The sequence below is a fragment of the Sphingobium sp. TCM1 genome, from assembly GCF_001650725.1.
GTDB lineage: Bacteria > Pseudomonadota > Alphaproteobacteria > Sphingomonadales > Sphingomonadaceae > Sphingobium.
Genome location: NZ_LXVX01000002.1, coordinates 79,991 through 93,961, shown reverse-complemented (window position 1 = coordinate 93,961; position 13,971 = coordinate 79,991). Strand labels below are relative to the sequence as shown.

Here is a 13,971-nt window from a genome sequence, read left to right as displayed (position 1 = left end):
CGTTCCGCGGCCCCTTTTTCTGTCCGTCACGCGAGTGGAAGCACGGTCACGCGGTCGCCGGGCAGGGCTGGCGGCGATCCTGCCGGGCGCAGGATCAGGCAGTCGGCCTGCGCCATGGCGGCGGTGGCGGCGCTGTCCTGCGACGTGACGGATACGGCTCCGTCCCTGCTGCGCCAGGCGCGGAGATAGTCGTCGCGATCACCCGTGGCCGGCAGGGGGGATGCAAGCCGCGATTTGCCGACGGGCGGCAGAGGATCGGCCGCCCCGCCGAGGTGACGGATCAGCGGCAGCAGGAACAATGTGCCGGTGACGAAAGCCGATACGGGGTTGCCGGGCAAGCCGAGGAACAGCGAACCGCCAAGCCGACCGGCCATCAGCGGCTTGCCGGGACGCATCCTGATCTTCCAGAAATCGAGTGTGCCGCCAGCCTTGGCGAAGGCGGGACGGACGAGATCATGGTCGCCGACCGACGCGCCGCCGGTCGAGACGATGATGTCGGCCTCGCGGGCCTGTTCCAGCGCAGCCACCATGGCGTCGAGATCGTCGGCTATGATGCCGAGGTCGATCACGTCGCAAGGCACGTCCGCCAGCATCGCCGCCAGCATGGGCGCGTTGGAGGACGGCAGGAAGCCCGGCGGCGTCGGCGCGCCGGGAGGCACAAGTTCGTTGCCGGTGGACAGCAGCGCGACCCTGGGCCTGGCATGGACCGGCAGATCGCCATGGCCCGCCAGCACCGCAAGGGCGATCTGGGCCGGGCCGATGCGCGTTCCGGCCCGGAGCAGGACAGTGTCGCGGGCGAAATCCGAAGCGGCGGGGCGAACGTGGCGGCCGGCGGGCAGCGGATCTGCGCTGGCGCGCAGCAGGTCGCCATCGCGGGTCGCATTTTCCTGCATCAATATGGCGTCGGCGCCAGGGGGCAGCGGCGCGCCCGTGAAGATGCGGACCGCTTCGCCGGGCGAGAGCGCGGGGAGGTGAGCCGCACCGGCCGCGCTTTCGCCGGCTACGCGCCAGGGACCGGGATATTCGGCCGCGCGCACGGCATAGCCGTCCATCGCCGACAGGTCGGCCCAGGGCTGATCGCGCAGGGCGAGGATGTCCCGCGCCAGCCAGCGGCCGACCGACCGGCCGACCGGAACCATCTCGATCGGCAGGCGCCGCGCCAGTGCGAACAGGCGCGCCTGCGCGTCGGCGACGGGCAGCAGACTCATGCCGCGTGCCAGTCCCCGGACTTGCCGCCGGTCTTGGCGATCAGGCGGACGTTGCCGATGACCATGGCCTTGTCCAGCGCCTTGGCCATGTCGTAGACGGTGAGCAAGGCGATCGAAGCGGCGGTCAGCGCTTCCATCTCCACCCCGGTCTGGCCGGCGGTACGGGCGGTGGCGGTGGCCGTGACGCCGCTCTCGTCAAGATCGAAATCGACCGTTACGGCGCTCAGTGCGATCGGATGGCAGAGCGGGATGAGGTCGGCCGTCCGCTTGGCGGCCATGATGCCCGCCACCCGGGCCACGGCGAGCACGTCCCCCTTCTTGACCAAGCCTTGCGCGATCGCGGCGGCGGCATCCCCGCTCATCTCGATCCGGCCGGAGGCGACCGCCTCGCGCGCGGTCACGGCCTTGGCCGAGACGTCGACCATGCGCGCCGCGCCATCCGCGTCCAGATGCGTCAGGCCGGTCATGCGCCGGTCAACAGGTTGCGGGTCGCCGCCTCGACGTCGGTCTGGCGCATCAGCGTTTCGCCGACCAGGAAGCAGCGCACCCCATGGTCGGACATGGCGGCCAGATCGGCATGGCCGGTCAGGCCGCTTTCGGCGACGAAGGTGCAGCCGGCGGGCGCCTTGCCCACCAGTTCATGGGTGCGGGCGAAGTCGACGCTGAAATCGCGCAGGTCGCGATTATTGACGCCGATCAGGCGCGAGCGGAGATTGAGCGCGCGTTCAAGCTCGCTTTCGTCATGAACCTCGATCAGCGCGTCCATGCCGAGGCCCAGCGCGGCGTCCTCTATCTCCCGCATCTGGCCGTCGTCCAGCGCGGCGACGATGATGAGGATGGCGTCGGCGCCGAGCGAGCGGCTTTCCAGCACCTGCCAGGGATCGACGATGAAATCCTTGCGCAGCACTGGCAGCGCGCAGGCGGAACGGGCGGCCATCAGATAATCGTCATGTCCCTGGAAATAGGGTTCGTCGGTCAGCACCGACAGACAGGCCGCGCCGCCGGCGGCATAGGCCTGGGCATGGGCTGGCGGGTCGAAATCGGCGCGGATCAGCCCCTTGGAGGGGCTGGCCTTCTTGATCTCCGCGATCAGGCCGAAGCCCGAGCGCGCGGCATCGTCCAGCGCCTTGCGAAAGCCGCGCGGCGGCGTCTGCTCGCTGGCGCGAGCGTGGAGTCCGGCCACAGTGGTCGCGGCCTTGCGGCGGGCGACATCCTCGCGCTTGAAGTCGCAGATTTCGATCAGCTTGTTGGTCATGAATAGGCAATCCAGCAATTGAGGAGCGCGTTGGAAAGGCCGCGATCGATGGTTTCGGCGGCCTCCTCCACGCCTTCGCGAAGGTCGGGTACGGCGTCCGCCACGACAAGGGCGGCGGCCGCGTTCAGCAGCACGGCGTCGCGATATGGCCCCGGTTCGCCCTGGAGCAGCGCGCGGAGCGCCGCTGCATTGTGGCGGGCGTCACCGCCGCGGATCGCCTCGACCGGATGGGTGGAGAGGCCAAGCTCGGCGGCGGCCAGGCGACGCATGGCGACCAGTTCGTGCCCCATCACCTCCGCCATGTCGTTGCCGCCGGCCAGCGAGAGTTCGTCCAGTCCTTCATCGCCTGACACCACCATGGCCCGGTCGACGCCCAATTCAGCTAGCGCCTCGGCATAGATGGGGACATAGGCGGGGCGGGCGATGCCGACGAGCTGGCGGCGGACATTGGCCGGATTGGCGAGCGGCCCCATCAGGTTGAAGATGGTGCGTTCGCCAATCGCCTTGCGGATCGGACCGAGGCGCTTGAGCGCGGGGTGATAATTTTGCGCGAAAAGGAAGCAGATGCCGAGATCGGCAAGGGTCGCCTCGGCGGTCGCGGCCGCCCTGTCGAGGTTGAGGCCCAAGGCTTCGAGCGTGTCGGCGGCACCGGCCTTGGAAGAGGCGGCGCGGTTGCCATGCTTTGCGACCGGCACGCCGGCGGCGGCGACTACGAGCGAGACAGCCGTGGAAACATTCAGCGTATGGTGCCCGTCGCCTCCGGTGCCACAGACATCGATCGCCCCTGCGGGGGCGCCGACCGGGATCATGCGCGCGCGCATCGCGCGGGCGGCGGCGGCAATCTCGGTCGCGGTTTCGCCTCGCCTGGCCATGGTGACGAGGAAGGCGGCAATCTCCGCTTCGGGCAGGTCGGCGTCGAACAGCAGGTCGAAGGCCGTTGCGGCGGCCTCGGGCGGGAGCGGCACGGAAGGATCGGGCAGGCTGGTCATCGGCGCAGCCTTAGTCGGGGGGAGGTGACGGAGTCGAGAGGGCGTTCGTGCGAGAGCCCGCACTTTTCCTGCACGTCCCGAAATATGATGTCCCGTCTGGATCATATTCGACAAGCATGTGCGCCCTCATCGGCGGGCCGGCTGGCTGTAACAGGGCAGCGGTCAGGCCGCTTCTCGCTCCCGCACCGGCAGGCCGGCGATCGCCATGAAGTTCGCCAGCATCTCATGCCCATGTTCGGTGGCGATGCTTTCCGGGTGAAACTGCACCGAATGGATCGGCAGGGTCGCGTGGCGGAAGCCCATGACCGATCCGTCCTCGCTGATCGCGTTGATGCGCAAGGTTTCGGGTATGTCCTCGACGATCAGCGAATGGTAGCGCGTGGCCGTGAACGGCGAGGGAAGTCCCTTGAAAAGGCCCGTGCCGTCATGGCTGACGGGCGACGTCTTGCCGTGCATCAGCCCGCCGCGCACGACCTTGCCGCCGAAATGCTGGCCGATCGCCTGATGGCCCAGGCACACGCCCAGCAGCGGCGCGCCCGCATCGGCGCAGGCAGCAACCAGGTCGAGGCTGACGCCCGCTTCATTGGGCGTGCAGGGGCCGGGCGACAACAGGAAGGCCTTTGCGCCGGTCGAAAGTGCCTGACCCGCCGAAATGGCGTCGTTGCGGACGACCTCCACCTTCGCTCCCAGTTCCATCAGATAATGGACCAGGTTCCAGGTGAAGCTGTCATAATTGTCGATGACGAGGATCATGGGATCAGGGCTATAATGGCGAGGGCCGGCGAGGGGAAGCGTGGCTTTGCGATGAGGACGAGAATTATCGCGACAGATGGCGATCCCTTCTGCTAGGGCTGGTGCATCGCCGCGAACCCCGCCCGCAAGCCTTCGCGTGACCGAGAGACCATCGTGCTCCCGCTTGCCAGCAAGGAGCGTCTCTCATGGGCGATCTCAATCATCTTCTCTATTCGGAGCAGGAAGCGCTGCTGCGTGCGCAATATTGCGCCTGTCCCGATGCGCGCGCTGCGCTTCGCCGTCGCGCCAACGGCTATGCCGACCGTATTCGCGACCATCGGCTGCCCTATCGTTCGCTTGCCATGGCGACCGGGCGCACGGCCTTCGATCCCTTCCCCTATGGCGCGAAAGGAAACCGCCCATGAGCCGCGCGATCAATCTGAAGGCCGAACCGGCGGATGTGCAGGCGCTTTGCACGCGCCATGCGTTGGCCATTTCCACGATCGAGGCGCTGCCTGCGGGTGGCACCCGCGTCGTCATGCTGAACCCGGACGGAGCGGAACGGGTACGCGCGTTGATGCAGAACAAGCTGATCCTGACGCCGGTGGTGCGTTCGTCGGTCTATCTGGCGCGGCAGCCCCGGTCCGCGCTGCGCTGAGGCGGCAGGCGCTCAGTCCGGCCAGCGGAAGGCGATGCCGTCCTCCCCGTTCTGCGCGCCATGTCGGTCGAAGCGGCGCTCCATGATCCTTCCCCTGCCTTCGGCGTCGATCGCGACGATCGTACTGAATCGCGTGCCGTAGATGGCGTTGCGGATGAAGATAGGTGACGCGGCGGCCTCGTCGGGCGCGTCGGAAGGAGCGGTCGGGGCGATGCCCGCGTCGGGAAGATCCTCCCGACGCAGGACATCGAACAGGCGCTCTGGCTGCTCCGCGCCGCCGGTCAGCCAGCCGAGCAGCCCCTCCTTGAGCGCAAGCGTCTTGGGCCAGGGCGCGTCCAGCGCGCCATTGGAAAGGCCGTAGAGGCCCGGCGTCAGTGCTGCCCGCATCGGGGCCGGGCGGTTGGTTAGGAAATGGGCGCTGGCGCCATCGACCAGGACTAGGTTGAAGGGGTTGAAATCCTCCAGCGCCGCCTGTTCGGCATCGCCATAGCGACCGTCGCCCGCCAGCAGATCCGTCACCAGCGCCCCGCGTGACGCGCGGTCGGATCGCGGGCCGCCATGGCCGCGCAAGTTGGTCACGATCGCCGCGCGCCCCGCTTCTGACACGCCGAGCCAGGTGCCGCCCGATTGCAGGTCGCGCCCGGCGATCAGGCCGGGGCGGCCGGCCCAGCGGGCGATCGGCGCGGCCGGGCGGGCATGATATTCGTCGCGGTTGCCGATCAGGATCAGCTGCCAGCGCCGATGCGCCCTCCATGCCATGGCCATGATGCACATGCCGCCGTCCTTCCCTGAACCCGCCTCTCGTCCGCGCGTTGTTCCAGCCTTCGCGTCCACGAGCAAGACGAAGGAGCAGGATCATGAAGCGTTATGCCTATGGATGGATCACGGCCTTCTTTTTCCTCGTGTCGATCGCGGGGCATTGGCTGTTCGGCTGGTGGGCCTATGTCGACGAAGCGCGCAGCCATGGCCAAGGCCCGGAACTCGCCGCCTATCTGGTCGAGATGGGTCGGGACACGTTCGAGAACTGGCAGTCGGAATTTCTCCAGCTGATCTGGCAGGTCGTCGGTCTGGCCTATTTCCTCTACGCCGGATCGCCGGCCTCCAAGGAGAATGACGACCGGCTGGAGGCCAAGGTCGACGAACTGATGAAGATGGTCGGCGGCGATCGGGCCGAGCATTTGATCGGTGTGATCGACAAGCGCTACATGCGGACCGGGGGCCATGCCAAGCCCCACGCCCATGATGTAGGTTATGAATAGACGCGCGATTTTCAGCCATGGGAACCTTGCCAGTGCTGAGGGCTTCCACCTCCGTCCACGGACGAGGAGGATGTCATGCCCAAGGCCCAGTTTACCGACGCCATTGCCCTGTTGAAGGCCGACCACCGGACGGTCGAGGATCTGTTCGGAAAATTCGAGAAAGCCAGCGCATCGGCGCGCAAGCAGGAGATCGCGCGCAAAATCTGCCTGGAACTGAAAATCCACACGATGATCGAGGAGGAGATCTTCTATCCGGCCTTTCGCGGGAAGATCGAGGATGACACGCTGGACGAAGCCTATGTCGAGCATGATGGCGCGAAGGTGCTGATTAACGACATCGAGGCGGGATCGCCGGACGATGATTTCTACGACGCCAAGGTCAAGGTGCTTTCGGAGGAGATCAAGCATCATGTCCATGAGGAGGAAATGCCGTCGGAGGGCATGTTCGCCCAGTGCCGCAGGACCGATGTCGACCTGGTCGCGCTGCGCGACTTGATGGCCGCCCGCAAGGAGGAATTGCTGGCGCAGGCAGGCGCGGGCGGGCTGCCGGTCGCCAGGCCGAGCGCGGTCAACCTGATCGCGGCTTGACGCCTTTCACCAGGATGACTTGAAAAACCATCTGCTTGAGCCCATATGGGCAGTGCCGGGTTCGCCCGGCTATGGTGATAAATTGTGTCGAGTAATAGACGCAGCGGACCCGGGGGCAGTACCCGGCGGCTCCACCACATGTCCCGTTCCGGTCCGCAAGGCCGGGCGGGGTGTCTGACGGGGCCGAACTAGGATCGACGTGTGTTCAAAGGCGATGTTTTCACCCGGCCCGTGTAAGCCGTTAAACTGTGCAAAACTCACAAGTGCCAACGATAACGAAGCACTCGCCATTGCAGCGTAATTGAGGGCCTCACGGCCTGACATTACTCTAAAATAGCGCGGTTGAACCCACCGGGCAACAGAAGGGAATTCAGCGGCCTCCGGAGGCGCCGGGCAACAGAAGCCTCCGGACCCTTTACCGACATTGTGAGATTCTGACCGACGCGACCGGCAGGTCGGCTCGATAGCCGTCGGATCGTGCGAATCGGGTTCCTTGTGCGCGCGATTTCGATTACGCTTTTATGACAGTCTCGCGTAAAATTATTAAAGCGTTGATTTTACTGTAAAGAAAATCGATTTTCTGGGTCGTGACCTGCCTTGCCCCGATGTCATCTAAATGAAATACTCCTAGCTATATTAGGAAGTTTTTTTGAGGAGATCGGGCATGAAGAAGGTCGCTGGAATGGTGGCGTTGGCGCTGGCCGGGATGGTGCCGGGCCTAGCCCATGCAGCGCCCGAGGAGATGGTCGTCGTCGGCGTGACCGACGGCAGCCTGGCCGCCAAGGCGCTGACCGCGGGACGGTTCGAGGATGCGCTCGACAGGCTGGCCCCGATGCCGGTGTATGGCGAGAATGATCCCGCCCGCCTCATCAATCTTGGTAACGCCTATGCCGGCCTGGGCAAGATGGCGCAGGCCCGCGAAGCCTATCGCGCCGCACGCTTCTCGCCGGAAGTGACGCTGGTGCTGGCGAACGGGTCCGAGGAATCCTCGCGCGACGTGGCCGCCCGCGCGCTGGGCCGCCTCAATCCGAGTTACGCATCGCGCTGATTTCCACCGGATAGGTGCAGGGAGCAGAGGGCGTCATCCGTCGCGGATGGCGCCCTTTTGCATGGACGCCTGTCATGAAAATGAAAGATAATTCATCAAACTGTCATTCCAAAGTCTCTCCAGTGTCACAGAAGCGGAATGATCATGTCATCTGCCGTCCTTACCTGCCGCCGCAGAGGGCGACAGGGGGCGTTGTCCGATTCGAGTTTCCCCTGCGCTCCGCACTTCAACAACCCGGTACAGCCGGAGCGGAGACGACATGGCCAAGATTAACCGTATCCACACGATCCTGATGGCGAGCTGCGCCTGCGTGGGCCTGAGCGCCTGCGGTGCGGACGACATCGCGTCGCCTGGTCAGGGCACGATCGTCATTCCCGCTCCGACGCCGACCCCCACGCCAACGCCGACCCCGACGCCGACCCCCACGAGCGTGACCCCGGCCGCCAGCTGCCCGACCATTGCCGGCAGCGACCAGTTGACCGACCTCGGTACGATTTCGGATGGCTCCAACACCTGGCGCAATTGCGGCTTCCCGGCGCGCTTCAACAGCTCGACCGCGATCGCCAAGGTTGCCGGCGTAATCTATTCCATGCCCGGCCGCGTCGATGTCGGCACCGACCAGGGTGCCGCGAGCACCAATACCAACGTCACGCTGACGATCGATCCGGGCGTTGTCGTGTTCGCCGGCACCGGCAATACCTTCCTTGCCGTCAACCGCGGCAACAAGATCAACGCCGTAGGCACCGCCAGCCAGCCGATCATCTTCACCAGCCGTGAAAATGTGCTCGGAACCTCGACCGACCAGTCGTCGGGCCAGTGGGGCGGCGTCGTGCTGCTCGGCCGCGCCAAGATCACCGACTGCGCCGCGCCTGCGGCCGCGCCCGGCACCACGGCGTGCGAACGCGACACCGAAGGCGCCAGCGGCGCGCTCTATGGCGGCGCAAACGACGCCGACAGCTCGGGCCGCATGTCCTATGTCCAGATCCGCTATTCGGGCTTCGTCCTGTCGGGTTCGAGCGAGTTGCAGGGCCTGACCCCCTCGGGCGTCGGTACCGGCACCGTGCTCGACCATATCCAGGTCCACAACAGCTCGGACGATGGCATCGAGATTTTCGGCGGCTCCGTCCACCCGCGCTACCTGGTCCTGACCGGCAACGAGGATGACAATCTCGACACCGACGTCGGCTATCGCGGCACCATCCAATATGTAATCGGCGCGCATCGCGACGGCAACAATATCGGCGACAGCTTCATGGAAACCGACTCGAACGGTGGTTCGGCGTCGAACAATGGCGAGGACGCGTTGCCCCGCCAATATGTGAAGGTCGCCAACTTCACCTGGATCAACCGCTCGACCACGGGCAGCAACGGTTCGGCCATGCTGCTGCGCGGCGGCGCTGACCTGACGCTGGTCAACGGCCTGATCGTCAGCCCGACCCAGACCTGTCTGCGCATCGACAGCGCCACGACCGTGCGTGACGCCGACACCGCGTTGCAGGATGCGGGCAAGCCGCGCTACATCTCGGTGGCGATGCAGTGCCTGGCGGCGACCCCGTACAAGGGCAATAACGGCGTGACCGCCGACGTCGTAAAGTCGATCTTCGAAGCCGGCCCGAACAGCACGATCAGCTACACGCCGTCGCTGACCAGCCTGTTCATCAACGGCGCGACCGAAACCGCCCTGGTGGCCACCGATCCCAAGACGGTCGACAGCAACTTCGCCACCACGGCCTATGTCGGCGCGGTCAAGGACAGCAGCGACACCTGGTATGCCGGCTGGACCTGCAACTCCGTGACGGCGAGCTTCGGCACGAGCAGCAAGAACTGCACCGCCATCCCGACCACCTGATCGGCACCTGACCTTAACAGGGGCGGGGGAGCGTTGACCGACGCTTCCCCGCCTTCTTTGCTCTGAATAATCCCAAGGGGGACCATCGCATGTCGAAGCCGCTGACCCTGGCGCGCCTGCTCCTGATTTCCACTGCCCTGTCGGCGCCTGCCGCCATGGCGCAGACCGACACGACTGCCGGCCAGGCGGGCGGCGCCGTCGCGCCTACGACGCCCAGCGGCACGCCCAGCGCGGCCGAGGAAGCCGATGCCCAGTCGGGCAATGTCGATGTGTCGATCCCCGGCGCCGACATCGTCGTCACCGGCCGTCGCACCGCCAACATCTCGCAGGCGGCGCCGCAGGTGGTGAACGTCCTGTCTGCCGCCGACATCAAGCGCACGGGCGAGGGCGACATCGCCGGTTCGCTCCAGCGCGTCACCGGCCTGTCGGTCGTGTCGGGCGGCTATGTCTATGTCCGCGGCCTGGGCGATCGCTATTCGCTCGCGCTGCTCAACGGTTCGCCGTTGCCCAGCCCCGAACCGCTCAAGCGCGTCGTGCCGCTCGATCTCTTCCCGACCAGTGTCATCGCGTCGACCCTGGTGCAGAAAAGCTTTTCGGCCAATTTCCCCGGCGAATTCGGCGGCGGCGTCATCAACCTGACGACCAAGGCGATCCCGACGGAAAGCTATCTGGAAATCGGCATGGGCAGCTCGGCCAACACCGAGACATCGGGCCAGCTGGGCTACACCCATTATGGCAGCAAGTCCGACTGGACCGGCTTCGATGATGGCACGCGTGACGTTCCGAACCTGCTGAAGAATGCCATCGGCAGCGGCATGGCCTTTTCCAACATGGAACGGGCGGACCTGCGCGCGATCGCGATGTCGTTCCAGAACAGCAACACGTCGGTGGTGCAGCGGACCAACAGCCTGCCCTTCAACTTCTCAGCGTCGCTGAATGGCGGCACGGCGTTCGACGTCGGCAGCGACGGGCGCATGGGCATCATCGCCACCGCATCCTACAGCAACAAGTGGCGCACCCGCGACACGCTCCAGCAGGCTTCGCTCGACGTGGCGGCCGGAGCGGGCAAGAATTTCCAGCAGGTGAGCACCGACAATGAGGTGACGGTGAACGGCCTGCTGGGCGTGGGCCTGGAACTGGGCGACCAGAAGCTGCGCTGGACCAACCTCTATATCCGCGACACGCTGAAGCGCAGCGCGCTGGCGATCGGGCAGAATGACGGCCAGATCCAGGGCGCCGATTATCTGAACCAGAATACCGCCTGGTATGAGCGTCAGCTGATCGACACCCAACTGGTCGGCGAGTTCAAGCTGAGCGATGCGCTGAGCCTCGACATGCGTGGCGGCTATGCCAATTCGCAGCGCGAGGCGCCCTATGAGCGCGAGTTCGTCTATGTCCGCAGCAATGTCGACACGGCGACCGATCCGGTTGGCGACCGTTTCGTCAATGCGCTCAACCGCCAGCGCGGTGACGCGTCGATCACCTTCAGCGACCTGAACGAGGATCTTTGGTCGGCCGGGGCTGACCTCAGCTACAAGGTCTCGCCCGACGTGACGCTGACGGCGGGCTATGCCTTCACCGACACCAAGCGTACCTCGTCCCGCTACGAACTGCACTATGACGCGACCAACCTGTCGATCCCGGTGCAGCAACTGCGTCCCGACTATCTGCTGTCGGACGTGTCGATCCAATATTATGACATCAGCCTTCTGGAATTTTCGGGCAATTATCCGGTCTATGACGCCGCGCTGCGCGTCCACGCCGGCTATGGCCAGTTCCAGGCGGAGGTCATTCCGGGCGTGACCATCAATGCCGGCGTCCGCTACGAAAAGGGCGAACAGTCGGTGACTGGCTTGGACGTCTACAATACGGGCGTCACTCCGTTCAACGAGATCAGGAAGGATTACTGGCTGCCGGCCGTGACGGTGACCGTCGAGGCGGCGAAGGGGTTGCAGTTCCGGGCCAGCGGGTCGAAGACGATCGCCCGGCCACAGTTCCGCGAACTCATCGCCCAGCCCTATCTCGACACCGAATCCAACCGTTTCTACCGCGGCAACCCCTATTTGCAGGACAGTCAGCTGTGGAATGCGGACATTCGCGCCGAATGGTATATGGGGCGTGATGAGCGGCTGACGGCGGCGGCCTTCTATAAGAAGATCGAGAACCCGATCGAAACCTACACCACCATCACCGATACCTATGCGGTGACGACCAGCTTCGCCAACGCACCGGAAGCCACACTTTACGGGTTCGAACTGGAGGCCCAGAAATATATCCCGCTCGACGGCTGGTCGGACTCGTCCTTCTTTCAGAGCCGCCGGATCGCGCTGATCGGCAACTATACCTACACCCAGTCCAAGCTGAAGGTGAGCGACGGGGACACCACGATCCCCTATAGCTACACCACGGGCGACCTGCCCGCCGCTTCAGACTATTTCCTGGACGGCGTGCCGCTGACGGGCCAGTCGGACCATCTGGTCAACCTGCAACTGGGGCTGGAGGATACCGATCGCCTGTCGCAGCAGACCCTGCTGCTGACCTATGCCAGCCCGCGCGTCACCAGCCGCGGTCCGAACCTTCAGCCCGACATCAAGGAAAAGCCGGGCCTGACGCTGGACTTCGTCGCGCGCCAGGGCGTCACCCTGCCGGGCGGCATCAACAGCGAGTTCAAGTTCGAGGCCCGCAACATCACCGGCCGCAAGTTCCAGGAGTTCCAGGAAGCCGGCGGCAACAAGGTCTTCTATAACCGCTACAAGATCGGCACGACCATCGCGGCGTCGCTGACCGTGGCCTTCTGACGACCCGATAAGGAGGGTGGCGACACCCTCTTGCCAGCCGCGGCCGGCCTGTCCTCGACAGGTCGGCCGTTGCGATTCCGGATAGATGTTCCTCCGTCCCGCATCATGCTACAAGCCCGGCGCTCGCCCCGGTCATGGACGGAGAGACGCATGGGACGCGAAATCGAACTGAAGCTCGACCTGTCGGAGGTGTCGGCGGAAGCCTTGTCCCGCTGGGGCGGCCTGCCGGAGCGGGAGGATGTGTCCCGGCTGCACTCCGTTTATTTCGACACGCCCGATGGCAAGCTGGCGGAGCGCGGCATGAGCCTGCGTATCCGCAAAGATGGCAAGCGGCGCATCCAGACGGTGAAGGCCGATGGCGGGACGGCTGCCGGCCTCTTCGCGCGGCGGGAATGGGAAATGCCGGTGCGGGGCAGCGTACCCGTGCTTGATGATCGCACGCCGGTGGCGGTGCTGCTGGGCGACGCCGTGGGCCAGGTCGCGCCCGCATTCGAGGTGGATGTCGAGCGGACCCGCTGGATCCTGGCGGAAGGCGAGGCGCGGGTCGAACTGGTGCTGGACCGGGGCATCGTGCGCGCGGGCGAGCGCGAGGCGGCGCTGTGCGAGATCGAACTGGAACTGATGGCGGGGCCGCCCGCCGTCCTGTTCGGCATCGCCCGGCGGATCGACGGCGAAGTGCCGGTGCGGCCCGGTATACTCAGCAAGTCCGATCGCGGCTATCAGCTGCGCGACGCGATACCCGATGCCTACCGGGCCGAACCCGTGCGGCTCGACCCCATGATGCGGGCGGGCGAAGCCTTCCTGCACATCGCTCAGGCGTGCCTGCGCCACTATCGCCTGAACGAGACGCTGCTGCTGGAGCAATATGATCCCCGGGCGCTGCATCAGGCGCGGGTCGCGGTCAGGCGCCTGCGCACGGCGCTGGCCTTGTTCAAGCCGGTCCTGCTGGAAACCGACCTGCTCCGATTTCAGGGGGAATTGCGCTGGCTGGCGGGGATGCTGGGGGAAGCGCGCGATCTGGACGTGCTGGCCGAGCGGATCGAGGATGAGGCGGCGAGGAATATGCTGGAGGTGGCGCGGCAGGCGGCGCATGTCCGTGTCGGGCAATGGCTTCATTCCGCGCGGGTGCGGATATTGTTGCTCGACCTGGTCGAATGGCTGGCGCTGGGCGCGGGGTGTGGCGGGGAAGCGGAAAGACCGGCAGCCGATCTGGCCGCAGCGCGGCTGCGGCGGTTGCGCAAGCGGGTGGTGAAGGGCGGACGGCACATGGAAAATCTGCCGGACGCCGCCCGGCACGAAGTTCGAAAAAATGCGAAGAAACTTCGCTATGGTACGGAATTTCTGGCCGATCTATTTCCAAAGGGTGGACAAAAACGGCGCCATCGCAAATTTGTAACCGCGCTGGAGCGGTTGCAGAAGCATCTGGGCGATCTCAATGATCTGGCGACGGCCCCGCCATTGCTGGCCCATCACGGCCTCGCGCCGACCACCCCCCTGGGTCTGCGGGACAGGAAGAAGCTGCTGGCCGACGCGGCCGAAGCCCATGCCGAACTGGCCGACGTCCGCAAATTCTGGACCTGATCCCAT

At 65.5% G+C, this 13,971-nt stretch carries 14 protein-coding genes and 1 other RNA gene; 9 read left to right on the top strand and 6 right to left on the bottom strand.

Going from position 1 to position 13,971, the window contains the following annotated elements:
• Positions 1 to 26: 26 nt before the first annotated feature.
• The 5 genes from A7Q26_RS01560 to A7Q26_RS01540 form a co-directional block, all read right to left on the bottom strand.
• Positions 27 to 1,208, bottom strand: a complete 1,182-nt coding sequence (locus A7Q26_RS01560; RefSeq protein ID WP_066855591.1) for a molybdopterin molybdotransferase MoeA — start codon at positions 1,206 to 1,208, stop codon at positions 27 to 29.
• Complete coding sequence (moaC, locus tag A7Q26_RS01555; RefSeq protein ID WP_066855588.1) at positions 1,205 to 1,675, bottom strand: cyclic pyranopterin monophosphate synthase MoaC; 471 nt, start codon at positions 1,673 to 1,675, stop codon at positions 1,205 to 1,207. Before moaC ends, A7Q26_RS01560 begins: the two co-directional genes overlap by 4 nt.
• Positions 1,672 to 2,463, bottom strand: a complete 792-nt coding sequence (gene trpC / locus A7Q26_RS01550) for an indole-3-glycerol phosphate synthase TrpC (protein WP_066855584.1) — start codon at positions 2,461 to 2,463, stop codon at positions 1,672 to 1,674. The genes moaC and trpC overlap by 4 nt, the downstream gene beginning before the upstream one ends.
• Positions 2,460 to 3,452, bottom strand: a complete 993-nt coding sequence (gene trpD, locus A7Q26_RS01545) for an anthranilate phosphoribosyltransferase (protein WP_066855582.1) — start codon at positions 3,450 to 3,452, stop codon at positions 2,460 to 2,462. Before trpD ends, trpC begins: the two co-directional genes overlap by 4 nt.
• A 162-nt stretch (positions 3,453 to 3,614) precedes the next feature.
• The gene (locus A7Q26_RS01540; RefSeq protein ID WP_066855580.1) at positions 3,615 to 4,205 is read right to left on the bottom strand and encodes an anthranilate synthase component II; all 591 of its coding nucleotides are present in this window, start codon (positions 4,203 to 4,205) and stop codon (positions 3,615 to 3,617) included.
• Between the two features lie 185 nt (positions 4,206 to 4,390).
• Here A7Q26_RS01540 and A7Q26_RS01535 point away from each other — a divergent pair, with 185 nt between their 5' ends.
• Positions 4,391 to 4,609 (top strand): hypothetical protein, encoded by a 219-nt coding sequence (locus tag A7Q26_RS01535; RefSeq protein WP_066855577.1) that lies wholly within the window; start codon positions 4,391 to 4,393, stop codon positions 4,607 to 4,609.
• Positions 4,606 to 4,842 carry a hypothetical protein gene (locus A7Q26_RS01530; protein ID WP_066855574.1) on the top strand — a complete coding sequence of 79 codons (237 nt, stop codon included), beginning with the start codon at positions 4,606 to 4,608 and terminating at the stop codon, positions 4,840 to 4,842. The genes A7Q26_RS01535 and A7Q26_RS01530 overlap by 4 nt, the downstream gene beginning before the upstream one ends.
• 12 nt (positions 4,843 to 4,854) lie before the next feature.
• Here A7Q26_RS01530 and A7Q26_RS01525 read toward each other — a convergent pair whose 3' ends face one another.
• Positions 4,855 to 5,616 carry an NRDE family protein gene (locus A7Q26_RS01525; protein WP_066855571.1) on the bottom strand — a complete coding sequence of 254 codons (762 nt, stop codon included), beginning with the start codon at positions 5,614 to 5,616 and terminating at the stop codon, positions 4,855 to 4,857.
• An 83-nt stretch (positions 5,617 to 5,699) separates the two neighbouring features.
• Between A7Q26_RS01525 and A7Q26_RS01520 the strand changes: the two genes are divergently transcribed.
• From A7Q26_RS01520 to A7Q26_RS01490, 7 genes are all read left to right on the top strand, one after another.
• Complete coding sequence (locus A7Q26_RS01520; protein WP_066855568.1) at positions 5,700 to 6,101, top strand: DUF6766 family protein; 402 nt, start codon at positions 5,700 to 5,702, stop codon at positions 6,099 to 6,101.
• A gap of 75 nt (positions 6,102 to 6,176) precedes the next feature.
• Positions 6,177 to 6,689, top strand: coding sequence for a hemerythrin domain-containing protein (locus A7Q26_RS01515; RefSeq protein WP_066855566.1), 513 nt, complete (start codon positions 6,177 to 6,179; stop codon positions 6,687 to 6,689).
• A gap of 15 nt (positions 6,690 to 6,704) precedes the next feature.
• Positions 6,705 to 7,062: a transfer-messenger RNA gene (gene ssrA / locus A7Q26_RS01510) on the top strand.
• Positions 7,063 to 7,353: 291 nt separating this feature from the next.
• The gene (locus A7Q26_RS01505) at positions 7,354 to 7,737 is read left to right on the top strand and encodes a hypothetical protein (protein WP_066855563.1); all 384 of its coding nucleotides are present in this window, start codon (positions 7,354 to 7,356) and stop codon (positions 7,735 to 7,737) included.
• Between the two features lie 259 nt (positions 7,738 to 7,996).
• Positions 7,997 to 9,586, top strand: coding sequence for a hypothetical protein (locus A7Q26_RS01500; RefSeq protein ID WP_066855560.1), 1,590 nt, complete (start codon positions 7,997 to 7,999; stop codon positions 9,584 to 9,586).
• Between the two features lie 89 nt (positions 9,587 to 9,675).
• Positions 9,676 to 12,384, top strand: a complete 2,709-nt coding sequence (locus A7Q26_RS01495; protein ID WP_066855557.1) for a TonB-dependent receptor domain-containing protein — start codon at positions 9,676 to 9,678, stop codon at positions 12,382 to 12,384.
• Between the two features lie 150 nt (positions 12,385 to 12,534).
• On the top strand, positions 12,535 to 13,965 hold the full coding sequence (locus A7Q26_RS01490; protein WP_066855554.1) for a CYTH and CHAD domain-containing protein: 1,431 nt from the start codon (positions 12,535 to 12,537) through the stop codon (positions 13,963 to 13,965).
• Positions 13,966 to 13,971: the final 6 nt, after the last annotated feature.